The organism is Pseudomonas deceptionensis (assembly GCF_900106095.1).
GTDB lineage: Bacteria > Pseudomonadota > Gammaproteobacteria > Pseudomonadales > Pseudomonadaceae > Aquipseudomonas > Aquipseudomonas deceptionensis.
This window is the reverse complement of the sequence record NZ_FNUD01000002.1, coordinates 3,482,295-3,507,237: the sequence shown is the minus strand read 5'-3', so window position 1 is coordinate 3,507,237 and position 24,943 is coordinate 3,482,295. Positions and strand designations below refer to the sequence as shown.

Sequence of the window (24,943 nt, the reverse complement as noted above, 5' to 3'; positions counted from 1 at the left end):
TTGCACTGGCTTACGCAAAGCAAGCCGCTCGCCTGAAAAGATGAGCGGCTTTTTTGTGGCCAGGCTTTGTCGACTTCGGATTTACTATGGGGCTACGTGATCTCGCCTCCTCCCCTAAGCCCCGTGATAAATACCAACTACCCTTTGGCCAGATCCTTTGCAGCTTCATCGATAAGCGCTGCCACTTCGACCGGCTTTGAAGCCAGAGACGCATGGCTTGCTTTCAAGGTAATGACCTTTCTGGCGCCCAACCGTTTAGACATACGCACCTGATTTTCTGGCGCAATCATCCTGTCCTCACTGGATATCTGATACCACGACGGTTTCTTCTTCCAGGCGGGAGACGTGATGGTGTCGCCAAAAGTGCTGGCCAGCGGGGCTTTCTGGGTGATGCCCATCACCAACCCCTCGTCCGTAGTCAGATCCTGGCAGAAGCTTTCATGGTAGAGCTGCGGGTTAACCCACAAATAACCATCGCTATCAGGCACAAGGTTTGACGCCGCGACCGGCACATGTTCCTGAGTGATGCCGCCGGGGCTCTCACCCGCGTCCGGGGCAAATGCGGCGATGTACACCAAACCCACGACGTTCGGCTGATCGCCAACCTCAGTGATGACGGCACCACCATAAGAATGGCCTACCAGCAAGACCGGCCCCTTCTCCTGAGCAATCATCTTGCGAGTGCGCTCTGCGTCATCTGCAAGTGAAGTCAACGGCAGTTCAACCGCGCGAATAGACGTATAGCCCGTGCGTAACAGTTCAGCGATGACTTTGCTCCAATGGGCAGCACCGCCCCAAAAACCATGCACCAATAGAATCGTGGGTTTCTCGTTCATCAGATGACTCCCGGTTTCGTCGCTATCAGTTAAATGTAGTTTGAATCGCCCCGGATTCTCTAGACACCTTAGCCAACCCTTCCTCAACTGCGACGAAGACCTGACAGGAGCACTACGATTGTAGGCATGCCTGTTGAAACCGTACGCATGAGCTTACGAACAGCCGCTCATGAACTGAATCAAACCCTGACATTGCGCTCGGGAAGCGCTGTGCGCTGGCTCGTCTGCCAGTCTTGTGCCAGGCCGACTGCAACTTCCGAAGCAGGCAGCATTTGCCGCCCGCGAACCAGGTCGGATGCCCGTTCGGCGAGCATGATGGTCGGCGCATTGAGGTTGCCGTTGGGCTCGGTTGGAAACACTGACGAGTCGATGACACGTAAACCTGCAAGCCCCCTCACCCGCAACTCGGAATCAACCACTGCCATCTCATCTTCCCCCATGCGACATGAGCCACACGGATGATAGGTACTCTCCAGATTCGCGCGCACGAAGGTGTCGATGTCTTCATCGCTATTTATATGAATCCCGGGTGCAATTTCGTCATCACGAAAGCGGTCCATCGCAGGCTGCCCGATGATTTCCCGGGTCAGGCGTATGCAGCGACGAAAGCCTTCGCGGTCCTCCTCGCGTTGCAGGTAGTTGAACTGAATCTGCGGATGCTCGTAAGGGTCAGCTGAACGAATGCGCACATAGCCGCGACTCTTGGGTTTGTTCGGCCCGGTGAGCACCATGAAGCCATGCCCCTTGATCGGTTTATTGCCGTCATAACGCATGGCCGCCGGCAGGAAGTGAAACTGGATATCCGGCCACAGAAGGCGCTTGTCGGAGCGGATAAAACCACCGGCCTCAAAATGATTGGTCGCGCCCAGTCCATCTTTGAACAACAACCAGCGCAGGCCGATCATCAGTTTGCTCAAGGGATCCATCTTGCTATTGAGCGTCACCGGCTCCTTGCAGCCGAACTGGATATACACCTCGGCGTGATCCTGAAGGTTCTCGCCGACGCCGGGCAGTTCATGCCTGACCTCAACCCCGGCCTTGCGCAATACCTCTGCCGGGCCTATGCCGGAACGTTGCAACAGATGCGGCGAGCCGATAGGACCGGCCGACACCAGTATTTCCCGGTTGCAGAACACCTCATGGTTCCGGCCTGCGCAGTCATAGCTGATACCCACCGCCCGCTTGCCCTCCAGAATAATGTGCCGGGTCATGGCCCGGGTCACCACGGTCAGGTTTGGCCGGCCCATGGCAGGCCGTAAATAGGCGTTGGCCGTCGAGCAACGAACGCCATTTTTTACCGTCATGTGCATGGCACCGAAACCTTCCTGCATAAAGCCATTGCAGTCATCGGTCTTGATGTAGCCCGCTTCAGCACCGGCTTCGACCCAGGCGCCGTACAACGGATTTTTCATGTTATTGCCGTTGGTGGTATGCAGCGGCCCGTCCTGCCCGCGGTAACTGTCGCCGCCCGATTCGTAGCATTCCGCACGTTTGAAGTAAGGCAAGCAATTGCGGTACCCCCAACCCTGGGCACCCAGGCTCTCCCACTCATCAAAATCGTAAGCATGGCCGCGGATATACACCAACCCGTTGATCGACGATGAACCGCCCAATACCTTGCCCCGAGGGCAATGGATACGACGACCGTCGAGGAAAGGCTCCGGCTCGGTTTCATAGCGCCAGTTGTACTTTTTGGTATTCATCGGGATCGAAAATGCACTGGGCATCTGAATCAACACACTGCGGTCGCTGCCGCCAAATTCCAGTACCAGTACTGAGGTGTCAGGATCCTCACTCAGCCGGTTGGCCAGTACGCAACCTGCCGAGCCTGCGCCGATGATGATGTAATCGTATTTTTGGACAGTCATGGTTAGCTCCCGACAGTCGATGGGGTAAACGCTGGCAACACGGGCTGGGGGAGATCATCGCCAGGGGTGTACTGCGCAGCTGTATGCTCGATGTGTTGGATGATTGACTCTTCACGCTGCAGGTCGATTGAGCGGCTGAGCCAGTAATACACCAGCCCCGACACGATCAAACCAACGAGCCAGGCAATGTCGATGCTGCCGAGTGCTTTTGCGAGCGGGCCGACATAGACCTCGCGCTGCTCGACACCGTCATAGATGTAAAAGAAAGGGATCATTGACACAAAGCCGATCGCGTACGCGGCGATCCCGCGCAGCCCCCAGCTACCGTAAAGATTGCTTTTGGGCATAAAGAAGTGCGGGATGGCGTAACGGCCCTTGCGAACGAAGAAGTAGTCAGTGAGGTTGACCGATGTCCACGGCACCAGGAAGTACAGCATCACCACCAGGTAGATACCCAGCACCGACAGGCCTTTACCCGAACTCTGGATGCTCAGGGCCACACCCAGTTGCAGCAAAATCACAAAGCCGATAGCCAGGATCCGCGCCCTGCGTGTCGGCTCAATGTGTTTGATCGAATCGACGCAGGTCAGTGTGGTCAGCTTGGCGCTGTAGATATTCATCGCAATGACCGGCAGAAAAGCCAGAATCGTGATGATCACGACGGCTGTGCCGAGCAGCGGCGACACGGTGTTACCCACTTGCCCGAGCGCGACCAGTACATCAGTAGAATTGAGATGGTCGGCCAGCCACCCTCCCACCGCAATCATCCACGCGCCAGACAAGGAGGCGCCCAGAAAAATCACCGCAATCAGCTTTTTGCTTGAGGTGTTTTTGGGCAAGTAACGCGAGTAGTCAGACACATAAGGCGCGTAAGCAATGTTGTAACTGGCCGCCGCGGCGAACTGGGCGATGAAGCCCGTCAGGTTGAAGCCGCGAGGGACAGGAGCTGCATCGCCGGCAGCGAGCACCGGCAACGGCGCATCTGGCACCCAGCCCATCAACACCGCCAGGGTCACCAGACCGTAAAGCGGAATCGACAGGCACAACGCCCACTTGAAACTGCGGTGCATCCAGTCATGGCCCAGGATCGCCAGAATCGCCGCCGGGGCCGTCACGGCCACGGCGATCACGACCGGATCGAAGCCAAATAACGTGTGCAGACCTTGCATCATCAACACCAGGTTAACAATGTTAAAGCCCGCGAACACAAAGAGCGTGGCCAACAGGACCAGGATCACGCCCCGATAGCCGAACTGTGCACGGGACTGAATCATCTGCGGGAGGCCCAAATGCGGCCCCTGCGACCCATGAAACGCCATGAACAAGGTGCCAAACATGATCCCCAGCGTGCCGGCGAGCGTCGTCCATAACGCGCTCAGCCCCACACTGGGGCCGACAAAGCCGATGGTCATGGTAAAAAACGTGAAATTGCCGAGAAACCAGAAAGGTCCCTGACTCGAGAGCTTGTCAGTGCGCTCGTGCTCGGGAATGAAATCAATGGAATGCCCTTCGACGACAAAGGTGTCGTCCTGGGCCACAGTACTCGCTGCAGGCTTGGCGTGAGTGTTCATGATGGGCTCTTAATTATTATTGAAGATCATGACGAGATGACTGCATTTTTCAGCTTTACCACCCCGCAGACGCCCTTCCCTTTACGCCTGCGGGGTTCAAAGGCGCCACTGGCGCCTGCTAGCGATGTACGCCGGCCACCCTTCAGGGCAGCGTGATCCATACGGCCTTGGTCTCCAGTAAGTGATCGAGCTGTTCCGGGCCCAGATCCTTGCCAAAACCGGATTGCTTGTAACCACCAAATGGCATCGACGGATCGATGGTGCCGTGCGCATTGACGTAGACTGCACCGGCACGCAGCCGTGGAATCAGGCCATGTACCCGCCCAAGATCGTTGGAATACAGGGCAGCGGCCAAGCCGTAAGGCGAATCGTTGGCCAGCGCCAAAGCTTCTTCGTCATCGTCAAAGGGTGCAGTCACCAGCACCGGACCAAACACCTCCTCCTGGACGATGCGCATATCATTGCGGCAATGGGCAAAAATGGTGGGTTCCACGAAGAAACCCGGGCCCTCAACAGGTTGCCCGCCACACACCAGGACAGCGCCTTCACGCTTGCCGGTTTCGATGTAGTCGCTGACTCGCGCCTTCTGCTGCGCCGACACCAGTGGGCTGATAAAGCACTCGGGGTCCAGCCCCGGCGCCATTTTCAGCGTGCGGGTATAAGCCACCAGCTCACGCAGGAATTCGTCGTAGATACTGCGATGAACATAGGCCCGGGTACCGGCGTCGCACACCTGCCCCGAATTGAAGAAAACCCCGTTGGCAATGGCCTGTGCGGCGGCTTTCAGGTCGGCATCGGCCAGTACGATAACCGGCGATTTCCCCCCGAGCTCAAGCGTCAGGCGCTTCATGTCTTCCAGTGCGGCACGGCCAACCGTGAGGCCTACAGGCGTCGAGCCGGTAAACGTGAGCTTGTCGATGCCCGGATGTGTGGCCATGGCCGCCCCGACAACGCTACCGCGCCCGGTCACAATGTTAATCACCCCGTCCGGAATCCCGGCTTGCTGTACCAGTTCGGCGAAACGTAAAGCCGACAAAGAGGTCAACTCGGCGGGTTTGACCACCACGGTACAGCCTGTTGCAAGTGCCGCACCCAGCTTCCAGGCCATGGTTTGCAGCGGAAAGTTCCAGGGCACGATGGCCCCGACGACACCCACCGGTTCCTTGCGCGTATAGGCCAGGTAGTTGCCTGGTAATGAAGGTTCTACAGTGCGGCCATGGAGCTTGGTCGCCCAACCGGCGAAGTAGCGCAAGGTATCAACTGTTCCCTGAATATCAACGTCCCGGGCCTGGGCTGCAGACTTGCCCATGTCGATAGATTCGATTTCTGCCAGTTCAAGGGCATTGAGTTCGATCAAATCAGCCAGGCGGTGAATCATTCGCTCGCGTTCTGCCGGTTTGGCCTGGCGCCAGGCGCCGCCGTCGAACTGTGCCCGGGCAGCTTGCACGGCACGGTCCAGATCCTGGGTGGTCGCCATTGGAATGCGGGTCAAAAGCCCCTCGGTCGAAGGCTCGATAACGTCGCTGGTCTGCCCGTCACTGGCCTCGACCCAGGCACCGCCGATAAACATCCGCTGCGCCTTGCCAATAAAGGTTTGGGTCGCCTCGCTTACTCCAAATTTCTGCAAGTACTGCTTAACAATCGTATCCATTTTTAATTCTCTCTGGTCGTGGCTCAAGCACCACGCAAGCACTGGGTCGATAGCCCCGGGTTGCTGATCAGGCCGGTGTCAATTCACTCATCATTCGCTTGGCTTGGGCCCGCTCATGGAAGATGAAACCGATACTGTTGAGCAGCAGTTGCGCGGCAAGAATCGAGGTGATGCCCGACGGGTCATAAACCGGTGCAACCTCTACCAAGTCCATGCCCACGATGTTGCCTTTGCTGCGTTTAACCAGAGCCTGGATGATTTCCAGCACTTCGTAATAGAGGAAGCCACCATGGCTGGGGGTGCCGGTACCCGGTGCAATGGAGGGGTCAAAACCGTCAATGTCGATAGTGATGTAGTAATTGATGTTTTGCGGAATCAGGGCCAGCACGCCCTCTGTACCGAGGCGGCGCACATCGCGTACCGAAAGGATTTTCGAACCGGCGCTATGGGCCGCCTCATAGTCGTCGCGGTTGGAAGAGGAGACATTGCGGATACCCATCTGGGTCATGCCGACAATGTGGTTCATTTCAGACGCTCGGCGCAGCGGGTTTCCATGCCCGTAGCGCACGCCATGCCGCTCATCAACGAAGTCCAGGTGCGCGTCGAAGTGAATGATATGGATCGGGCCGCGGCCTTCGAACGCCTTGATTACCGGGGCGTGCACCGAATGATCGCCCCCGAGCACCACAGGCATGACGCCGGCATCAAGAATTTTGCGCACTGCAAACTCAGTATTTTCATTACTGGTCGCCATGTCGGTATGCACAATATCGGCGTCACCCACATCGACCATCCGCACGTCCGATGCTGTCAGGTACATCACATCGTCTTCATGATCGTAAGCGCCGCTATGGCCAAACGAAAACAGCGTCGATGCCTCACGAATGCCGCGTGGTCCAAAACGAGCTCCGGAGCGCCACTGCGTTCCCATGTCATTGGGTACGCCAAGGATCGCGACGTCGGCATCCAGGGCATCCCAATCGGTACACACCGGGGACTTGGCAAAAGTGCAGTGCCCCACAAACGGCAAGTTCAGGCGACCGGATTCATAACCATTGTTCGACATTTAAGGCATCTCCAATTCTTGTTATTGACTCAGCAGTACTGTTGCGCGACCGCTGATGGAGTGACTATGAGCGCAGGTATGGGTAGTAAAAATGCTAAACATCCGATACTTATATCGGCATTCCCGATGCTCGTACGGATGGAGATTCAACGTGATTCAACTGCACGATGTTGATCTGAAACTGCTCAGGGTGTTTGCGACCATTGTCAGGTGCGGCGGCTTTTCTGCTGCACAGGCGGCATTGAACGCAGGCCAGTCAACCATCAGCGAGCAGATGACCCACCTGGAGACCCGGCTGGGGGTCAAACTCTGCCAGCGCGGGCGCAGCGGCTTTCGCCTGACCGAACAAGGCGTGGCCATCCACGAGGCAACTCAGCGTCTGCTCTCAGCCGTAGAAAATTTCTGCATGGACGCCGACGTACTCAAGCAACACATCAGTGGCAAGCTCAACCTGGGGATTATCGACACCACCATTACCGATCCGGGGTCGCCTATCCCGCGCACCACCCAGCGCTTTGTGTCCAGAGGCCATGATGTCCACCTGAACGTGTATGTCGGCACCCCGGCAGAGCTGGAAGAACGCGTACTTGACGGCCGCCTGCACCTGGCCATCGGGCACTTTCCGATCCACGTACCGGGGTTGCTGCAAGCGCCGCTGTATGAGGAAGCACTGGGGTTATATTGCGGGCGGCGGCACCCGCTCTATGGCAGTAAAGCCGAAGGAAGCGAACTGCTCGATGAAGTCGGTACCAGCCGGATTGTCGCCAGGGGCTACATGCAGCAATACGATCTGGAGCACTTGGGGGTCAGCAAGGCGGCAGCCACTGTGGACAATATTGAAGCCTTGGCCATCCTGCTGATCTCGGGGGCCTATCTGGGCTTTTTGCCCACCCATTTCGCCAGCCAGTGGATCAAGACCGGCGAAATGCACCAACTGGCGCCCAACAGCTTGAAGCTCATGTCACCCTTCGATGTGATTACCCGGCGAGGCATTGCCCCGCCGCCGATACTTCAAGCCTTTCTCGAAGACCTGGCCGCGTGTTCGAACATGGCACCCATGACCTCGCTAACGAAAAAATGACGCCTCAAGGGCCAAATCGCATTGGGCGTGGGGTGCCTTACTGTTTCAAACAAATGCCGTGGCGGTTGGGGATTTAGCCTCGTCACAAGCCTGCCTTCAGGCCTTTAGGCCTCCAGCCCGAACGGATCGTCTACGCAATGGCTCGGCTGGGTAAACCAGCGCGGGCCAGTGGCGGTCATGTAGAAGTGATCCTCCAGGCGAATGCCGAACTCCCCCGGCACGCAAATCATCGGCTCATTGGAGAAGCACATGCCCTCGGCCAGTGGCGTCTGATCACCACGCACCAGGTAGGGTCCTTCGTGAATGTCCAGGCCGATGCCATGTCCGGTACGGTGCGGCAAGCCGGGTAACTGGTAGTCCGGGCCGAGACCGGCGGCTTCCAGGCTAAGCCGCGCGGCGGCATCCACCGCCTGGCAGGGTTCGCCCAGACGCGCGGCGTCGAAGGCTGCCTGCTGGGCGGTTTTTTCCAGGTTCCATATGGCGCGCTGGCGATCGTTCGGGGTGCCGAATACGTAACTGCGAGTGATGTCCGACTGGTAGCCGTGGAGCAGGCAGCCCGTGTCGATCAGCACCATGTCGCCGTCCTTGAGCACCTGCGCGTGCTTCACCCCATGGGGGAAAGCGCTGGCCTCGCCAAACAGCACGATGCAGAAAGTCGAACCCGGCGCGCCCACCTTGCGGTGCGCCTCGCGGATGAATTCGGCAACCTCGGTAGTGCTGATGCCTGCGCGCAGGATGCTGGCGGCAGCCTTTTGCACTTCCAGGGTCATGTCTTTGGCGCGCTGCATCAGCGCCAATTCTGCAGGGGACTTGTGATACCGGCACGGGTTTGTCACGCAAGAAGCGTCTACGAACTCGAAGCCCGATTCGAGGCGGCGGATACCGTCGAACATGAAGAACGCCAGCGACGGGCACAGGCCCACCACAGCATCGGCAGCGATGCCCATTCCCGCGAGCATGTCGAGCAGCAGGCGGTAGGGACTCTCGTGCTCATGCCAGCCATGGATAGCCCCGTCTACCTCGCGGAAATCGCGGATGGTGCCCTCTTCGAATGCCGGGGCGATATAGGCCAGCGGTCCATTGGCGGGCAGCACCGCGCCGACCATGCGTTCGCTCGGACTCCACTTCACCCCGGTGAAGTAGCACAGGTTGCTGCCAGCGTTCAGGTAGATGGCGGCGATGCCCTGCTCGTGCATCAGGCCCTGGGCCTTGGCAATGCGTGACTGGTATTCGTCGAGGCCGATGGGCTTCATGCCCGCGGTCATCTTCACCAGGCCGGCCAGCGCCTGTTCCGGAGTTTTGCCACCTACGCCCACTGTCATCTCGTTCTCCCGAATTATATTGCAGTGGACGAAATTTAAGCCTGACTTAAATAGTCGTCAATGCATATTTTCAGTGCTACTTAACATCAACAAGGCTAAAAGCCTTTTCTGCAAGGCGTCGCCCGCTATACTTGCGCCTTTCAGAACACGAGCCACGCCAATGACCGCAGAACTGATCGGGGAACGGCTGCGCCGCTATCGCCGTGCCGCCAACAAGACCCTGAACCAAGTCGCCACTGAATCAGGCCTCACTGCCAGCTTCCTGTCCCAGGCGGAACGTAACCTCACTGGCGTGTCCATCTCCTCGTTGGCCAGAATCGCAAAATCCTTGGGCATTGCGCTCAACATACTGTTCGACCAGCCCGCCCAGCCTCAGCCCGATTCCCACCAGGGCCAGCGCGTGCGCTACACCATAGGCAGCCAGCCGCTGGTCTACGAGCGCCTGTCCAGCAACTTCCCCGGCAACCTGGTCAATGCAATGAAGATGACCATGGCGGTGGGCTACCAGTCCGAGCTCATCTCCCACGAAGGCGCAGAGTTCACCTATGTGCTCTCCGGGCAAATCGTCTACACCATCGAAGGCCACAACTACCCGCTTGGCCCCGGGGGCTCGGTGCATTTTGACTCCACCAAGCCGCATTCCATCGCCAACGCTGGCGACGATGTTGCCGAAGTACTGGTGGTCACCACCATGGGCGGGCTACTCGACGATCGCCCCGCGGTCTGACTTGGCACGCTTAAAAATTAAGCCTGACTTAATTTAAGTTGAAATTGATTTTAGAATGACTTAAGTTTTCCCTCGGCCGGTGGCGGCGCGAGCACCCCTCTCCCTTTAGCGCAACCGCCCGAGCCAGGACGACGGCCTTCGGCTTTCTGTCCGCAAATGGCGGGCAGCCTACAGCCCGTAAAGCCGCAGGGTCAGGTGCATCCCCCTGGAATGACTACCTGATCTGCCGCCCTCAAAATAAAAACAATGAGGTTCGCATGCGCAAAAAAAACACGCTCAAAACCATGATCGCCGCCGGCCTGATCCTCGGTTGCTGTTTGACCCACGCCGCCAGTAACCTGGTGTTCTGCTCCGAAGGCAGCCCCGCGGGCTTCGACCCAGGCCAATACACCACGGGGACCGACTTCGACGCCTCAGCCGAAACCGTATTCAACCGCCTCTCGCAGTTCGAACGTGGCAGCACCAAGGTCATCCCGGGGCTGGCGACCAGCTGGGACGTTTCTCCCGATGGCCTGACCTACACCTTCCACCTGCGTGACGGGGTCAAGTTCCACACCACCGACTACTTCACGCCGACCCGCAACTTCAACGCAGACGACGTGCTGTTTACCTTCAACCGCATGCTCGACAAGGACATGCCGTTCCGCAAGGCCTACCCCACCGAATTTCCTTACTTCACCGACATGGGGATGAACGAAAACATAACCAAGGTCGAAAAAGTCGACGACCATACCGTCAAGTTCACGCTCAACGGTGTCAACGCAGCCTTCATCCAGAACATGGCCATGAGCTTCGCCTCTATCCAGTCGGCTGAATACGCGGACCAGTTGCTCAAGGAAGGCAAGGCCAAGACCATCAACCAAAAGCCGATCGGCACTGGCCCGTTCGTGTTCAGCAAGTACCAGAAAGACGCCCAGATTCGCTTCAAGGGCAACAAGGACTACTGGAAGCCTGAAGACGTGAAGATCGACAACCTGATCTTCGCCATCACCACCGACGCCTCGGTGCGCATGCAAAAGCTGAAAAAGAACGAATGTCAGATCACCGCCTTCCCGCGCCCGGCCGATATCAAGCCGCTGCAGGAGGACAAGAGCCTCAAGATGCCGAGTCAACCAGGCTTCAACCTTGGCTACATCGCCTACAACTTCACCCGCAAGCCGTTCGACAAGCTCGAAGTACGCCAGGCGCTAGACATGGCGGTAAACAAGCAATCCATCATCGACGCCGTTTACCAGGGCGCCGGCCAGTTGGCCGTCAACGGCCTGCCGCCGACCCAGTGGTCCTATGACGAGACCATCAAGGACGCCGGCTATAACCCGCAGAAGGCCAAGGAACTGCTAAAGGCTGCAGGGGTGAAAGAAGGCACACAAATCACCCTATGGGCCATGCCGGTACAGCGCCCCTACAACCCCAACGCCAAGCTGATGGCCGAAATGCTCCAGGCCGACTGGTCCAAAATCGGTATCAAGGCCAACATCGTCAGCTACGAATGGGGTGAGTACATCAAGCGCGCCCACGCCGGCGAGCACGACGTCATGCTGATCGGCTTCACGGGCGATAACGGTGACCCGGACAACTGGCTGGGTACCCTCTACAGCTGCAACTCGGTCAACGGCAACAACTTCGCCAAGTGGTGCAATGATGGCTACGAAAAACTGGTGAAGGCCGCCGCGGCTACCACCGATGTGGAAAAGCGCACCGAGTTGTACAAAGAAGCGCAGCGTGTCCTGAAAGCGCAGGTGCCGATCACCCCGATCGCCCACTCCACGGTCTACCAGCCGATGCGCACCAGTGTGATGGACTTCAAGATCAGCCCCTTCGGACTCAGCAGTTTCTACGGCGTCTACAACGAACAGTGAGTGACACGGGCCGGCCAGGCGGCCCCTTCGCCTTCCCGAGCCGGCGCCAGACCTGTGCCGGGGCAGTTTCGGCTCTGGCGCCGGGTCACCACTGCCGCTTGTCCGGGCGTTCGAGACCCAGCTTTTCTATCCGGTAGCGCAGCATGTCTCGGCTCAGCCCCAGCAGACGGGCTGACTTGGTGACGTTCCAGTCGGTCTTGTCGAGCATCTTGCGTACCATATCGCGCTCGACTTCCGGCAGGCTCATCGACTCGACATCGTTGTACACCGGGCGAGGCTCGTGATATTTCGCTTCCTGTAACACCAAAGGTTCATCTACCAGGCTCAAGCAGACGTTCAGTTGATGCGCGGCAATAGTGTCGCTCTGGGCCAGCAGCACTGTTTGCTCAAGCATGTTGCGCAGCTCGCGCACATTGCCCGGCCAGCTGTAACTGAGCAGCAACTCTTCGGCCTGGTTGCTGAAATGCAGGTGCGGCTTGCCATAGCGTTTGCCATGACTGGCCAGGAAGTGCCGCGCCAGCAACAGAATGTCCTGACCCCGGCTATACAGTCGCGGTACTTTGATCGAAATGATGCGCAGACGAAAGAACAGGTCTCGACGGAATTTACCCTGTTGAACCATCTGTTCGAGGTTACAGTTGGTGGCACTGATAACGCGCAGATCGACTTTGCGTTCCTTGACCGAACCGACTCGGCGAATGGTCCGGTCTTCCAGTAATTTGAGCAGCTTGGCTTGCAGCAGCAGGTCCATTTCCCCTACTTCGTCGAGAAACAGCGTACCGCCATCGGCTGCTTCTACCAGCCCCACACGACGGTCCTTTGCATCGGTGAAAGCCCCTTTCTCGTGACCGAAGAGCTCAGACTCCACCAGGTTGGACGGAATCGACGCACAGTTGAACTCAATGAACGGGCCTTTGCTGCGTGGCCCGTCGAAATGCAGGGCCCGCGCCACCAGTTCCTTGCCAGTGCCGGTCTCGCCTTCCACCAGCACAGGCGGCAAGTCGGTGTTGGCCATCCGGCGCTCGGCGTCGAGCAACTGGGCAATGGTGCCCTTGAGGTACTGCATGGGCGCCGAATCGCCGATCAAGGCCTGAACCCCTGATTTTTGGGCCTCACGCTCCTGGTAAAACGACAGGGTGCGCTCCATTCGGTCAGTCGCCATGGCCTTGTCCAGCAACAGCTTGAGCTCGGCCAGGGCCACCGGTTTGGTGACGTAGTGGAAGGCGCCCTCCTTCATCGCAATCACCGCATCCTCTACGTTGCCGTAACCGGTCATCATGATCACTTTCAAATCCGGCGCGCTGTCGAGCAGCTTCTGGATCAGGTCATGGCCACTCATGCCAGGCAGTGAGTTGTCGGTCAATACAACGTCGGGGGTGAAGGTCGTCAACTTTTGCAGCGCGTCTTCAGCCGAATGGCAGATCGTCACCTCGAAGTTTTTACGCTCCAGGTAAGTCTGAATATTCTCGGCCAGAAGCTGGTCATCCTCGACCAGCAGTATGCTGTGCTCCATATGCTTCTCCCGTTGCCACTTTGAAGTTGAGTCGCACGCGGGTTCCTTCCTGCTCTCGGCTGGTCAGTTCGACCGAACCTTCGAAACGCTCCATAATTCTTTTAACTAACGCCAAACCGACGCCCAAACCGCCTTGTTTGGTGGTAAAAAACGGTTTAAAAACCACCTGTTGTTGCTGCGGGGTCATGCCTTTACCCGTATCGCTCAAGGTCATGCTCAATTGCCCCGGCTGCGAGGATTCGATATCGATCATCAGCACGCCCCCCTTGGGCATGGCCTCCAGGGCGTTGGCAAACAGACTGTTGAGGATCTGCGTGAGCAGCACTTGCTGGCTGACGACCGGCTCATACGCCGGCGCATTGAAGCGTACTTCGACATTCGAACTGCGGATCAGGGGTTCGAAAGCGCTCAAGGTATCTTCAAGCGCCAGCACCAGATCCACGGCTTCGGACTCTTCCGTGGCCGGGCGCAAAGACACCAGCAGCTCACGGACCCACCGCGACATGCGGTCCACCTGGCTGATGATGTCTCCGATGTTTTTCTGTGCGCCCTGGCTGGCTAGGCCCTGGGACAGTTCGGCGCTTGATCGGATATTTGCCAGTGGGTTGCGCAAACTGTGGGCGACGGCCGACGACATGGCCCCCAGGGCGACAAACGTTTCGTTGGCGATCAGCTGCTTTTGCTGGCTTTCGAGCAACCGGGCGGCGCGCCGCACAATCCAGAACAATGCCAGGTAGATCACCAGCCCGCCCAATATCGTCGCCAGCCAGATGCTCTTGAAACCGCGCTGGATGCGCGCCACCAGGTCCGCGGGTTCCTTGTAGATTTCCACCATGGCGATGACGTGACTTTTGTCAGCGTTAAACATCGGAATGTAGTTTTCGACAAACAGGTAATCGGGCTCGTGCAGCAGTCGCTGCTCGGGACGTTCATCGTCAATTTCGTGGTAACTGGTGGATACCGCCTCCTTCATGTCAAAGGACTGATCCAGTTCATCGTCATTTTCAATACGCACGCCAATCAGTTCAGGATTGGTGGACCAGACTACCGTGCGATCATGGGCATACACGGTGGCTAAAAGCAGATCCGGCAGATGCTCCACATGGTCAAGAAACTCGATGCGCGCAGTTGCCCGCGTCTCGGGGGCAACGTCCGGATAAGCCTTGTCCTGACGCGGGTCGAGCATCTCGCCCATCGTGCGGCCGGACGTGATGGAGGCATGCCGGATCTCTGCGGCGCCAATGGCCTGGATAAATTGTGCGGTGAGGATCGAGTCCCGTTCAATGCTCTCCTCGACCAAAAATCGCGTAGATATGTAGCCAAGTCCCATGGCTACGGCGGCGATGATCAGAAAGCTGCCCAGCGAAAACCAGCGCAGCAGGTTGAACTGCCCACGTTTTAGCCATTGCGTATCAGGATCGATCACTGTTTTATCGGGTAACGGCATGGGTGTTCCCCGGTTGCTGATCTGAGTCCTTTCAGTCGAGTTCAGAGTCAGTGTAGGCGCCCGTTATAAAGACGGACGATACGATGATGTTATTTTGCCTCTACTGCGCTTGCGCCGACAGAGACAGCTGGCGATCCGTTTCTTCCTGCAGAAATCCAATGATTGCCTGTGCCGCATTTTCATCCAGCCGCAGGTTGGGCATCGGGATCTTGCCGTAACGCTCAAACAGCGCCAGCGCAACAGGATCCTTCTGCGCCAGCATGCGGTCCGGCTCACGAATCCAGCGGCTCAGCCAGGCGGGGTCGCGCTGTCGAGTCACACCGATCAGGTCAGGGCCAATACTGCGCATGCCGATGCCTTGCCCGTCCTGCATGCCCAGGCTGTGGCACGAGGCGCAGCGTGTACGAAACAGCTCCTCACCGTTGCTTGGCGGGCGTATTTCGGGGGCATCGACATAGCTCTGTTCGAGGCTGGGCTGCTTCCAGTTTTGCAAGGTATTGGCCAGTTGATCCGCCAGAATCCAAGGACTTTCAAAGGGCGAAGCCTTCATCCAGCGACCGGTTTGCTGATTGCCTACGATCAGGCTCAGGTTGTGATCCTTGGTCCGGCCATTGTCGACACCGTCAATGAACAACCCGAGTTTGTGCCGCAGTTCGGTCACAGCGTCGAACTCTCCGGTGAGAAACTGCCAGCCGGGGCCTACCTTGAAACGTTGCGCATATGCCTTGAGCACCTGGGGTGTATCGCTCAAGGGATCGATACTGATGGAGTAGAAGAAAATATCCTTGCCGACCCGCTCACCCAGCAATTTTTGAACCTGGCGCAGGCGCGCCGTTTCAAGCGGACAGGAGTCACTGCACGAGGTGAAGATAAAATTGATCACCACCACCTTGCCCTTGATCATGTCATCGAAAAAATGCACTTGCCGACCGTCCTGGTCGGTCAGCAGGGTGTTGGGGAAGTAGTCTTCGCCCCAGGGCGTTACCTGTTCGCTGACCGGTGCCGGCTCGGCTTCGTGGCCGACACACACCTGAGTCCCCAACAGGCAGGTCACCAACAACACCACGTACATGCGCAATGCGCGGCAGAGTGCTTCGCTGACCCCCTCAAGGTTCATTTGGTCACCTGCACTTGAGGGCCCACGCCGTCGCCCTTGCGGAAAGTAGGCAATGCGGCCGAATTGACATAGCGCACCCCGTCCCAGCTCGGCAGCGGGGTCGGCATCAACTGGAACTGCCCCGGTTTCTCTATGTCCCAACGCAACAGCATGGAGTTGTCCTCATGCTGGGTGTTGTGACAATGCTCCATGTAGGTACCGGCAAACTCGCGGAAATTGATCGCCATTTCGACGCTGTCCAGCCCATCCTTTTCCGAGCCGATACGGTACACATCCTTGCGGGCCCACTTTTCCCATTCCGGCGGAGCCTTGCCGCCCCGGCTGAGAATGATCCCTTCTTCGAAGTGCACATGCACCGGATGGCTCCAGCCCTTGCCGCCAGCCTTGATGTTCCACACCTCAAGCGTGCCGAACCCGGCAGTGCCTGCATCGGTGGGGCCGCTGGCCAACTGGGTGGCGGCATTGAGCCGCCGTGGGTCCATGGCGTAGCCAAAACCGCCATCGGTCTTGACCGTCCAGGGCGCTTCGTCGGTGCCATCAGAGCGGCCGAAGATGAACGTACGGTGGCGTGCCTTGGCCAGCAGCACCTTGTCTGCCGCATTGTCGCGGTGCAGCTTCAGCGGGATCATGACCAAGCCTTCGGCCTTGCCCGGCTTCGCAGGTTCATAGGCGGCAGGGTCCATGGCCAAGTCCTGGCCGGTGTAGGCCTTGACGTTGAACTGCATCACCTTGCCCACCGCCGGATCGCCTTTATCCCACTGCGGGCCTTTGCTCGACTGCTTGATCACCGCCAGGTACTTCTCGGAGAGCACATCGCCCAGTGCTACGGGTTCTTTGGGACCCTTGCCATCGTCATGCACCAGCAGGTTGACCATGAACAGCTTGTCCCCTGGCTTGATACCGTTTTTCGCGAAATTGACGATGATGTCAAAGCGCTCGGCGATGCCCTGGGTGGGCAGGATTGCGTTGTGATTTTGCTTGTCGCCGTCTGCATCCAGGTCCATGGAGCCGTCAAAAGGAACGCTGTGCTCCATGATGTTGCCGTCGTTGGCGATCATGTGGAACGGCACGCGTGCATAGGAAACTCCGGAACCTTTTGGCCCTTGAAACTCGCCGCCGGTGCCTTTGATTTCACGCACCATGGCCAGTTTGAAGTAGCGCGATACCGAGCCGTTGAGAATCCGAAGCCGGTAGCTGCGGGCACGCACGTCGAGAGACGGCTTCCACTGCCAGTTCACCAGCATCTGATCGCCGATGAAACCGTCGGTATTGAACGGGTTGAACCACAGCTGACCATTGGCATCCCAGGCCTTGTCGGCGAGTACCAGATTAACGTCGTAGTCGCGGTTGCCCCACGCCAGCGCGCTACCACTGGGCAAGCGCAGATTGACGCCGTCGTTCACCGATTCGTTGCCACGGTCCAGGGCGCTGTAGTAGTTCATCATGGCCGCGTTGCCCTTGTAGACATTCTGCGCGGTGAAATCGAGCATGTGGTCGTGGAACCAGTGGGTGCTCATGGTTTCGCGCCAGTCGCCACGGATCTTGATCGTGCCATTCTCGCAAGTCTTGCGGCTCGGCTTGAGATCGTTGGTCCACAGGGTTTCACCGGGCGAACACGGGAACGCTGCACGGGGATCATGGGCGTCGGTATTGATGCTGTCGTAGCCGGCCAGCTGGATCGGCCAGCGATAGTCGTAATATTGACCGGGGAAGAAGAACGCGTTGGCATAACCGTCGCTTTCCGCAGGCGCATGGCCATTGTGTTCATGGGTGCTGATGGTGTGCAGGCCAAAGCCCATGTTGGCCGCGGGGTCGATCGGCAAGCCGTTGTAGTGCCGCATCAGCACCGGCTGACCGTAGCGCACCATCAACAGCTTCGGTGGCAAGGTACCGTCGAAGGTCCAGACCGAATTGTGGTTTTGCACCGGCATGCTCGGGTGAAAGCGCGCATCAACGCCTTTGGCAGTGCCGTCGGTGGCCGGTATGCCCGCCACGTTGTGGTACAGACCACCGGGGCCGAACTCGCCCAGCGCATAACCGTGCATCTGCCGACTGTCCCGCAGGCCGCCATTGGTCCGCGCGCCGGTTTGCACCGTTTTGTAGGCCAATTGCGGGTAAAACTCGTTCCAGCGCTGATGTGACCAGCCCTTGCCTGGCGGACGCCCTTCAGCAGACGAGCCAATGCGGCGGTTGAGAAAAAATTCGATCTGCGCCTGCCACGGGTTGCGATCCACGACATTGGAAAACTGGCTGGGAAACGGTGTAAGCCCCGGTTGACGCAAGAAAGCGTCGAGGGCCGCACCCGGTGGCGCACTGCGTGCGACGCTGGTGGGGTCCTGCTGCGGCAGCGGGCCAATCGCCGCTGGCGGAAACCCCAAGGGTGCTGCAGGTGTGGTCGGGTCAAGCTTTTCGGGACCGAACTCTTCGAACAGTACCAATTGCTGAGTAAACGGCTGCGCGCCGAACAACGGGCTGGGTTTGCCGTTGGTGGGGTAATTGAAGCTGGTCTGCTGCGCGGGCGGCAGGATGTTCTCCTGACGTTCGGTATCACGAGAGCCTTTGACGCCATCGGGCAGGTCGAAGGAGTCAAGGTTGGCTTCCGGCAAGGACAGGATGGCGTTCAAAGCTGCCGGTTTGTCAGCCGGTTCATCTATATAGGCAGACGGGTCTGAAGGTTCGGGCTGTCGTTCGTCGTCAATGGGGCTGGCCCGCAGAGGCGTGATGCCCAGGATCATTGTCAGCAGAACGCTCAGCGGAGCTAGTAAACCGAGCCACTTGGAAGAGAATCGCGCTTTTGTGTCCATTACCAGCCGCCTCGAAGTCATGAAGGGGGTAATGGGGACATTGCAAGGAGCTCGCCATTTTTAAACAATTACTTACAAATAAAATAAACCGATAAAAAACAAAGGCCTATGCATAGCTCTCTTGTGTGATTTGAGGCCTTCAGCAGGAGCTCACCCGCTATTGGGGAAAGCTCACACCCAATTTCTGGGGCATTAACTTGAATGAAAGATGTACGCAGGTCCCCCCCTCCTTGGAGCTTTGCAGGCTTGCCGAGCCCCCATAACGCTCCATGGTCCGCTTGACCAGCACCAGCCCTACCCCAAGCCCACCTTGTTTTGTGGTGAAAAACGGGCGGAACGCCATGCTGCGTTGCTCTTCGTTCATGCCTTTGCCGTTGTCACTCAGCACTACGCTCACGCTGCCCGCATCGTTTGAAACCAGAAAAATAGTCAAGGTTCCACCCTTGTCCATGGCGTCCAGAGCGTTGGACAACACACTGCTGAGAATTTGGCTCAACTGCAGTTGCTGGCTAAGCACCAGCGGTGTGGATTGCGGTTCGAACTCAACCCGAATACAGGCCTTGGCAATCTGCTGTTCGAACGTCACCAGGCTGTCATACAGCGCCGCTACCAGATTTACCGGTTCGGCCTCGCCACTGAGCGGGCGCAGGGATTGCAGCAGTTCGCGAACCCACTTGGACATCCGGTCAACCTGAAGCACGATATCGTTGATGTTCTTGTGGGCCGCGCCACTGTCGAACTCCAGCGCCAGCTCGGCACTGGAACGAATGGTCGCCAACGGGTTGCGCAAACTGTGGGCAACCGCCGAGGACATTTCCCCCAGCGCTACAAACGTTTCGTTGGTGACCAGCTGTTTTTGCTGGGCTTCCAGCAGCATGGCAGCCCTGCGTACTATCCAGTACAGCCCCAGGTAAATCAGCCCGCCGCCCACAGCGGTGGCCAGCCAGATCAGCAGCAAACCACGAGCCATGCGTTCGATCAGGTCGCTGGGCTCCTTGTAGATCTCGACCATCGCCGTGACCTTGTCGCCATCGGCATCGAACAACGGAATGTAGTTTTCGATGAAGACGTATTTCGGCGGGACTAAAAACTTCTGTTCCATACGTGCTTCATCGACACTGTGATATCGGGCCGACACGGGCGTTTTGGCGTTGAAGGCACGGTCCAGGTCTTCGTCGGAGTTGATCGTCGCACCGATCAACGCCGGGTTGGTCGACCAGATTACCGTGCGGTCAGGTGCATAGATGTTGGCAAGGATTACGTCGGGCAAGTGCTCGATATGATCAAGGAACTCACCTCGGGCCTTGGCGCGTGCCTTGGGGTCAACGTCGGGGAAATCCTTGTCCTGGCGCGGGTCGAGCAATTCGCCCATGGTCCTGACGTTGGGTATCGAGACATGCCGTACCTCGGCCGAGGCAATCGCCTGGATGAACTGGGACGTCAGCAACGCATCGCGGTGTACGCTCTCCGAAATCACAAATTGCGTCGCAACAGTACCCAGCGCCACTGCCACAGAGCCGATCACGGCGAGGCTGATCAGCGAGTACCAGCGCAGCATATTGAACGCTGGCTTGCGTGAGCCCGCACGTTCATTGGCCTGGTCGACCCGCAGTGTTTTAGTCAGCACATTCATTGACGTTGCTTCCAACAATGCCCCTCTAGGGTTATAGCCCACTTACGGGCGTTTGCCCGACTGCGGGTGTACCTCACCTTCCATTCCCCGCTGCCCCCCAACTGACCCCAGGAGTGGGGACAGATGCCCGGCCGGAAAAATTGGCGGGCAACGTGCTGAACACCCTGAGGCTCTTGTAGTCGGGGCTTGCAGGGCCATGGAGGCCAGTTGGTATGGAATTTGCCAAAACCCTCCTAACTGGCCCACCTCCGAGGGGCAGGTTTCCATTAGAGGGAATACACATGCACCCTTTACTGTCCAAAACAGCGGCCGTTCTGGTCGTCAGCTCACTGGCCCAAGGCATCTCCCAAGCGGCGCTGTTTGCAGTCGATACCGGGCCTTACACACCTGCCAACGGGGGTTTTGCCGCCTGGTATCAGGACAGCCATGGCCGAACCCTCGACTTGTGCCTGTCCAAAGCGGTGAGTTCCCGGGTGCCAGGCACACCGGCTGCGCCTACCTACATGTGCAACCTGCTGCCAACTCCCGGCGTGTTTGATGATGCACAGCCCGTCGTCTTCCCCACCAACTTCCCTGACGAAGCATTCTGGTTCACCGCTGACGGCGCCATCGTCGATGCCGCCAGGGGGATCAACCTGGCCTACGGTTCTGCCATCGAAGCGGCCTTCGCTGCGGAAGAGCCGATCGAGGGTGATCAGATCAGTTTTGCCCGCGTGCGGATTCGCGTCGACGTACCCACTGCCGGTACGTATGTGATCACCCACCCCTACGGCATCGAGGTGTTCAACATCGACACACCGGGGCGCCGGGCAATCAATATGACCAGGGACATCGGCATCGGGGCCCCCAAAACCTATGATGGCGCCCTCAAGGGCGATATCGGTCCGTTCCTGCGCAGCGTTAACGGCCCCTACACCGAAACCAATCCGGTGAGCGGTGGCGCCGAGCAATTCATCGGCGACCCTAACCTCAACGAAGCCGTGACCGGCAGCCCGTTCAACACCAACTACATTCGCATCGAAGGTCCTGGCGGGCTGGATTTACGCAGCACGGTGTTTGCTGTCTCGGGCAAATTATCCACCGTGGTACGGCCAACACCTCTGATCACCCAGCGCAGCACCTACTCACGCAAACAGGGTGCCAGTGCCCCCATCGCTCAGCAGGATGTGTTTGTCCTGGCGCCGCCGCCTCCGGCAGATGTAGTGCTTAGCAGCAGCACCCCCGCGCTGAAACTGACCGAGGCTGATACCACCGGAAACTGGTACGTCCAGAACTCGGTCAATCCGACCTTGCCGACCACCTTGCAAGTCACCGCCGACAACCATCTGGCGATTGCCAGCAGTACACCGACCACCCTGCCCATGGCCCTGACCGACCTGGTGGTGATCCAGCGTGCTGAATACAGCCTGAGCTCAGGGCAACTGACGCTCGTGGCCTCGACCAGCGATGAAACATCGCCGCCGGCGCTTACCGCCACCTCCGGCACCGGTGCTGCCATCGGCGCACTGAGTGGTAGCGGAGCGGTGAAAACGTTGGCCACGGGCATCTCACCGATCCCGCCAGCCAAAGTCCGCGTGACGTCATCCAATGGCGGCAGCGATACCGAAGAAGTGGTCATTGTGCAATGAACGCTCACATGTGCAGACCCTCATCAGGAGGCATCATGAACAATTGGCCACGCCTGGCGCTCAACGCCCTGGGACTGACTCTATCGCTGACCGGCAGCGCATTCGCTCAACTCGCAGCCGTCGACCCTGGTCCTTACACCTTCGCCACGGGGAAATTCCCCATGTGGTATCAGGACAAAAATCTGCTGTCGATGGAGCTGTGCCAGTCCCGGGCGGCAAGCTCGCGGGTAGCGGTCAGCGTGCCCCCGGCTTACATGTGCACGCTGCTGCCGGAGCCGGGCATTTACGACGATACCCAGCCGATGGTGTTTCCGGACAACTGGCCACCAGAAGCCTTCTGGTTCCTTGCCGAGACCACCATCCCCGCGGTGGGTAACAGCGGTTTTGAACTGGACGCCTACGTGGCCGGGATCGAAGCCGCCTTTGCCTCGGAAATCCCGGTGGATGGCGACCAGCAGAGCTTTGCGCGCATCCGCATCCGGGTCTCGGTTCCCGTGGCAGGGGTCTACACCATCACCCATCCCTACGGCGTAGAAACCGTCAACGTGACCACTCCGGGGCGACGGGCAATCAACATTACCCGAGACGTCGGCATCGGGGCGCCGGGCAACTTCAGCGGTGCGGTAAACGGTGCCATCGGGCCGTTCCTGCGCAGCGTCAACGGGCCCTATACCGAAGTGAACCCGGACACCGGCGCCGTAGAAACCTTCGTCGGTGACCCCAACCTCACCGAACTCGTGACCGGCAGCCCCAACAACACCAACTTCGTGCGTATCGCCGGGCCCACGGGCACTATCCAGACCAGCCTTTTCACTGTCGCCGGCAAGGTGCTCGACAGCCGGGCGCAAACGTCGGTAGAAATTCCACGCGCGACTTACCGGCGGACTGCTGCCGGCGCCGGCAGCAGTACTCGGGTTGAAGTGTTCGCCAAGGCGGCGAATACTTCGTCCGTGTGCTTTCGCGAATCCATTGCCCTGGTCGCCGGTCCACCCCAGTCGCCTTGCCAGACCAACCTGATTGGCGACAACAATGGCCTTTTCTTCGGGCAGCGCTTGCTTACTGGCGCCGTGCCGCCGGTCGTGGTGATAACCGCCACCAACCCCACTGGCACTACACGCCCAACCTCTGTATCGAGCAAGCTGACTGACCTGGTGAAAATCCAGACCGCGCGCTACAGCTGGGACAATAAAAGCCTTCTCATAGAGGCTACCTCAACCGATGAGGTGGCCATTCCTGACATGGTTGCCCAAGGCTACGGGCGTCTGTCCAAAACCGGAACCTTGCAGAGAATAACCGTCTCCGGCCTGGTTCAACCTCCAGCCAGTGTCACCGTCAAATCTGCAGCGGGTGGCAGTGATACCGAACCCGTCGTTGTGGTCGGGACTGCCCCGAACATAGGCGAGAATCAGCCGCCGATAGCCATTGCCGATACCGGCAGTACCAGCTTCGGCGTGCCGATCACCCTTAACCTGCTGGCCAACGACAGTGACCCGGATGGCAACATACCGCTCAGCATCACCGCGTTGACCCAGCCCCCTGCAGGGCAAGGCACGGTGGCCCTGAGTGGCAGTACTGCGGTGATCTACACCCCACCGGCAGTGGTCAATGCACCGTTGACCGCCACCTTCACCTACAAGGCACAAGACATTAAAGGCCTCGCCTCGACCACCGCTGCCACCGTCAGCATTACCGTTGCGCCAAACCGGCCACCGGTAGCGGTCAACGATGCCGTCGCGACCCTGGGTGTCGCCATTCCGATCAGTGTGCTGGCCAACGACACCGACCCGGAAGGCAACTTGCCGCTGGCAGTCGCCAGCTTCACCCAACCGGCAGCGGGTCGCGGCACGGTCACCAGTAATGGCACGGTACTCACGTACACCCCGCCAGCCACGGTGACAGCGGCCTTTACCACGACCTTCACCTACATCGCACGGGACAGCCTGGGTGCGCTCTCGACAGCACCCGCCACGGTGACCGTGCAAGTCTCGCCAAGACCGGCGGCGGAAACCTTTACCGTCACCACGGCAACCGTCTCGGCACGCTCCAACAACCGCTTCACCTGGGACTTTGCCGGTACTTCATCGGTAATCACCGGCAATACCATCACCATCCAGGTCACCACCCCCACCGGGCTGGTCACTTTGGGCACTACCACAGTACCGGTGACCGGGCGCTGGCGGCTGACGGTGAGTAACATCACCACGGTGGCGCCTTCGGCCAACCCGACCGCGACCATCACCTCGTCCCAAGGCACCGTACGCACCGTGTCGGTTACCGCGAACTGAGCCTGCGCCCCATCAGCCTTTCGCTGATGGGGCGGGTCTCCTGCCGGAGGACAACCCATGAACACTTCAACCGTCGCCCTGCTCTGCATGCTTGCGCTCAGTTGCAGCGCGGGAGCGCAGGCCGATGACTTGATGGAAAACGACGACCTTGCCGCCACTGCCGACCTTGGCGAGTTGCCCGCGCCGGTTGGCCAGCAAGCCTTGATCAACCAGTACGGACAGGCCAATACCGCGCACGTGCAACAGAACGGCCAGTCACTGCTCGGCACCATTGTCCAGTCGGGCAGCAATCAGGAAGCCTTCATCCTGCAACAGGGCAACGACCTGATGGCAATCATCACCCAGCAAGGCAGTGGCAATAGCGCTGACATCAGCCAGAGCGGCAGTCACAACCGTGCGCAGATATCCCAGAACGGCAACAACAACGACGCCACCATCAATCAGGCAGGTACGGGGCTGCAAAGCGCCGTCAACCAGGCCGGCAATGGCATGAGCGTTTCAGTCAAACAATATCGCTAAAGCACTGCGCTACCTG

At 58.7% G+C, this 24,943-nt stretch carries 17 protein-coding genes; 6 read left to right on the top strand and 11 right to left on the bottom strand.

The window, feature by feature from the left end:
* Window positions 1-137: 137 nt before the first annotated feature.
* The 5 genes from BLW11_RS15960 to speB all read right to left on the bottom strand — a co-directional run bounded on the left by BLW11_RS15960 (window position 138) and on the right by speB (window position 6,992).
* The gene (locus BLW11_RS15960; RefSeq protein WP_048361864.1) at window positions 138-836 is read right to left on the bottom strand and encodes an alpha/beta hydrolase; all 699 of its coding nucleotides are present in this window, start codon (window positions 834-836) and stop codon (window positions 138-140) included.
* 179 nt (window positions 837-1,015) lie between these two features.
* On the bottom strand, window positions 1,016-2,704 hold the full coding sequence (betA, locus tag BLW11_RS15955) for a choline dehydrogenase (RefSeq protein ID WP_048361865.1): 1,689 nt from the start codon (window positions 2,702-2,704) through the stop codon (window positions 1,016-1,018).
* Between the two features lie 2 nt (window positions 2,705-2,706).
* A complete protein-coding gene (locus tag BLW11_RS15950) occupies window positions 2,707-4,275 on the bottom strand; it encodes a purine-cytosine permease family protein (protein ID WP_048361866.1) in 1,569 nt (522 codons plus the stop codon).
* A 142-nt stretch (window positions 4,276-4,417) separates the two neighbouring features.
* The gene (locus BLW11_RS15945) at window positions 4,418-5,926 is read right to left on the bottom strand and encodes an aldehyde dehydrogenase family protein (RefSeq protein ID WP_048361867.1); all 1,509 of its coding nucleotides are present in this window, start codon (window positions 5,924-5,926) and stop codon (window positions 4,418-4,420) included.
* 67 nt (window positions 5,927-5,993) lie between these two features.
* A complete protein-coding gene (gene speB, locus BLW11_RS15940; protein WP_048361868.1) occupies window positions 5,994-6,992 on the bottom strand; it encodes an agmatinase in 999 nt (332 codons plus the stop codon).
* 151 nt (window positions 6,993-7,143) lie between these two features.
* On the opposite strand from speB, the gene BLW11_RS15935 reads away from it, so the two are divergent.
* Window positions 7,144-8,073, top strand: coding sequence for a LysR family transcriptional regulator (locus tag BLW11_RS15935; RefSeq protein ID WP_048361869.1), 930 nt, complete (start codon window positions 7,144-7,146; stop codon window positions 8,071-8,073).
* Window positions 8,074-8,177: 104 nt separating this feature from the next.
* On the opposite strand, the gene BLW11_RS15930 is transcribed toward BLW11_RS15935, so the two are convergent.
* A complete protein-coding gene (locus tag BLW11_RS15930) occupies window positions 8,178-9,395 on the bottom strand; it encodes a M24 family metallopeptidase (protein ID WP_048361870.1) in 1,218 nt (405 codons plus the stop codon).
* A 160-nt stretch (window positions 9,396-9,555) separates the two neighbouring features.
* Here BLW11_RS15930 and BLW11_RS15925 point away from each other — a divergent pair, with 160 nt between their 5' ends.
* Together BLW11_RS15925 and BLW11_RS15920 are read left to right on the top strand one after the other, a co-directional pair.
* On the top strand, window positions 9,556-10,122 hold the full coding sequence (locus tag BLW11_RS15925) for a helix-turn-helix domain-containing protein (protein ID WP_048361871.1): 567 nt from the start codon (window positions 9,556-9,558) through the stop codon (window positions 10,120-10,122).
* A gap of 257 nt (window positions 10,123-10,379) precedes the next feature.
* Window positions 10,380-11,981 (top strand): ABC transporter substrate-binding protein, encoded by a 1,602-nt coding sequence (locus BLW11_RS15920; protein WP_048361872.1) that lies wholly within the window; start codon window positions 10,380-10,382, stop codon window positions 11,979-11,981.
* Between the two features lie 85 nt (window positions 11,982-12,066).
* On the opposite strand, the gene BLW11_RS15915 is transcribed toward BLW11_RS15920, so the two are convergent.
* The 5 genes from BLW11_RS15915 to BLW11_RS15895 form a co-directional block, all read right to left on the bottom strand.
* Complete coding sequence (locus BLW11_RS15915; RefSeq protein ID WP_048361873.1) at window positions 12,067-13,494, bottom strand: sigma-54-dependent transcriptional regulator; 1,428 nt, start codon at window positions 13,492-13,494, stop codon at window positions 12,067-12,069.
* Window positions 13,463-14,941 (bottom strand): sensor histidine kinase, encoded by a 1,479-nt coding sequence (locus BLW11_RS15910; protein WP_048361874.1) that lies wholly within the window; start codon window positions 14,939-14,941, stop codon window positions 13,463-13,465. The genes BLW11_RS15915 and BLW11_RS15910 overlap by 32 nt, the downstream gene beginning before the upstream one ends.
* 100 nt (window positions 14,942-15,041) lie before the next feature.
* Window positions 15,042-16,058, bottom strand: coding sequence for an SCO family protein (locus BLW11_RS15905; RefSeq protein WP_048361875.1), 1,017 nt, complete (start codon window positions 16,056-16,058; stop codon window positions 15,042-15,044).
* Window positions 16,055-18,862 carry a multicopper oxidase domain-containing protein gene (locus BLW11_RS15900; protein ID WP_048361876.1) on the bottom strand — a complete coding sequence of 936 codons (2,808 nt, stop codon included), beginning with the start codon at window positions 18,860-18,862 and terminating at the stop codon, window positions 16,055-16,057. Before BLW11_RS15900 ends, BLW11_RS15905 begins: the two co-directional genes overlap by 4 nt.
* Window positions 18,863-19,019: 157 nt before the next feature.
* Window positions 19,020-20,495 carry a sensor histidine kinase gene (locus BLW11_RS15895; RefSeq protein WP_048361877.1) on the bottom strand — a complete coding sequence of 492 codons (1,476 nt, stop codon included), beginning with the start codon at window positions 20,493-20,495 and terminating at the stop codon, window positions 19,020-19,022.
* 281 nt (window positions 20,496-20,776) lie between these two features.
* Between BLW11_RS15895 and BLW11_RS15890 the strand changes: the two genes are divergently transcribed.
* From BLW11_RS15890 to BLW11_RS15880, 3 genes are read left to right on the top strand one after another with little or no spacing between them, the layout of a single operon-like run.
* Window positions 20,777-22,123 carry a hypothetical protein gene (locus BLW11_RS15890; protein WP_048361878.1) on the top strand — a complete coding sequence of 449 codons (1,347 nt, stop codon included), beginning with the start codon at window positions 20,777-20,779 and terminating at the stop codon, window positions 22,121-22,123.
* Between the two features lie 35 nt (window positions 22,124-22,158).
* Complete coding sequence (locus tag BLW11_RS15885) at window positions 22,159-24,408, top strand: Ig-like domain-containing protein (RefSeq protein WP_048361879.1); 2,250 nt, start codon at window positions 22,159-22,161, stop codon at window positions 24,406-24,408.
* Between the two features lie 57 nt (window positions 24,409-24,465).
* On the top strand, window positions 24,466-24,927 hold the full coding sequence (locus BLW11_RS15880) for a curlin (RefSeq protein WP_048361880.1): 462 nt from the start codon (window positions 24,466-24,468) through the stop codon (window positions 24,925-24,927).
* The last annotated feature ends 16 nt before the right edge of the window (window positions 24,928-24,943 follow it).

Bases quoted from the DNA above. Each gene is read 5' to 3' on its own strand.
- speB (WP_048361868.1), bottom strand. From the start codon at position 6,992: ATGTCGAACAATGGTTATGAATCCGGTCGCCTGAACTTGCCGTTTGTG.
- BLW11_RS15910 (WP_048361874.1), bottom strand. From the start codon at position 14,941: ATGCCGTTACCCGATAAAACAGTGATCGATCCTGATACGCAATGGCTA.
- BLW11_RS15895 (WP_048361877.1), bottom strand. From the start codon at position 20,495: ATGAATGTGCTGACTAAAACACTGCGGGTCGACCAGGCCAATGAACGT.
- BLW11_RS15880 (WP_048361880.1), top strand. From the start codon at position 24,466: ATGAACACTTCAACCGTCGCCCTGCTCTGCATGCTTGCGCTCAGTTGC.
- BLW11_RS15950 (WP_048361866.1), bottom strand. From the start codon at position 4,275: ATGAACACTCACGCCAAGCCTGCAGCGAGTACTGTGGCCCAGGACGAC.
- BLW11_RS15885 (WP_048361879.1), top strand. From the start codon at position 22,159: ATGAACAATTGGCCACGCCTGGCGCTCAACGCCCTGGGACTGACTCTA.
- BLW11_RS15930 (WP_048361870.1), bottom strand. From the start codon at position 9,395: ATGACAGTGGGCGTAGGTGGCAAAACTCCGGAACAGGCGCTGGCCGGC.
- BLW11_RS15925 (WP_048361871.1), top strand. From the start codon at position 9,556: ATGACCGCAGAACTGATCGGGGAACGGCTGCGCCGCTATCGCCGTGCC.
- BLW11_RS15920 (WP_048361872.1), top strand. From the start codon at position 10,380: ATGCGCAAAAAAAACACGCTCAAAACCATGATCGCCGCCGGCCTGATC.
- BLW11_RS15960 (WP_048361864.1), bottom strand. From the start codon at position 836: ATGAACGAGAAACCCACGATTCTATTGGTGCATGGTTTTTGGGGCGGT.
- betA (WP_048361865.1), bottom strand. From the start codon at position 2,704: ATGACTGTCCAAAAATACGATTACATCATCATCGGCGCAGGCTCGGCA.
- BLW11_RS15945 (WP_048361867.1), bottom strand. From the start codon at position 5,926: ATGGATACGATTGTTAAGCAGTACTTGCAGAAATTTGGAGTAAGCGAG.
- BLW11_RS15915 (WP_048361873.1), bottom strand. From the start codon at position 13,494: ATGGAGCACAGCATACTGCTGGTCGAGGATGACCAGCTTCTGGCCGAG.
- BLW11_RS15900 (WP_048361876.1), bottom strand. From the start codon at position 18,862: ATGGACACAAAAGCGCGATTCTCTTCCAAGTGGCTCGGTTTACTAGCT.
- BLW11_RS15905 (WP_048361875.1), bottom strand. From the start codon at position 16,058: ATGAACCTTGAGGGGGTCAGCGAAGCACTCTGCCGCGCATTGCGCATG.
- BLW11_RS15890 (WP_048361878.1), top strand. From the start codon at position 20,777: ATGCACCCTTTACTGTCCAAAACAGCGGCCGTTCTGGTCGTCAGCTCA.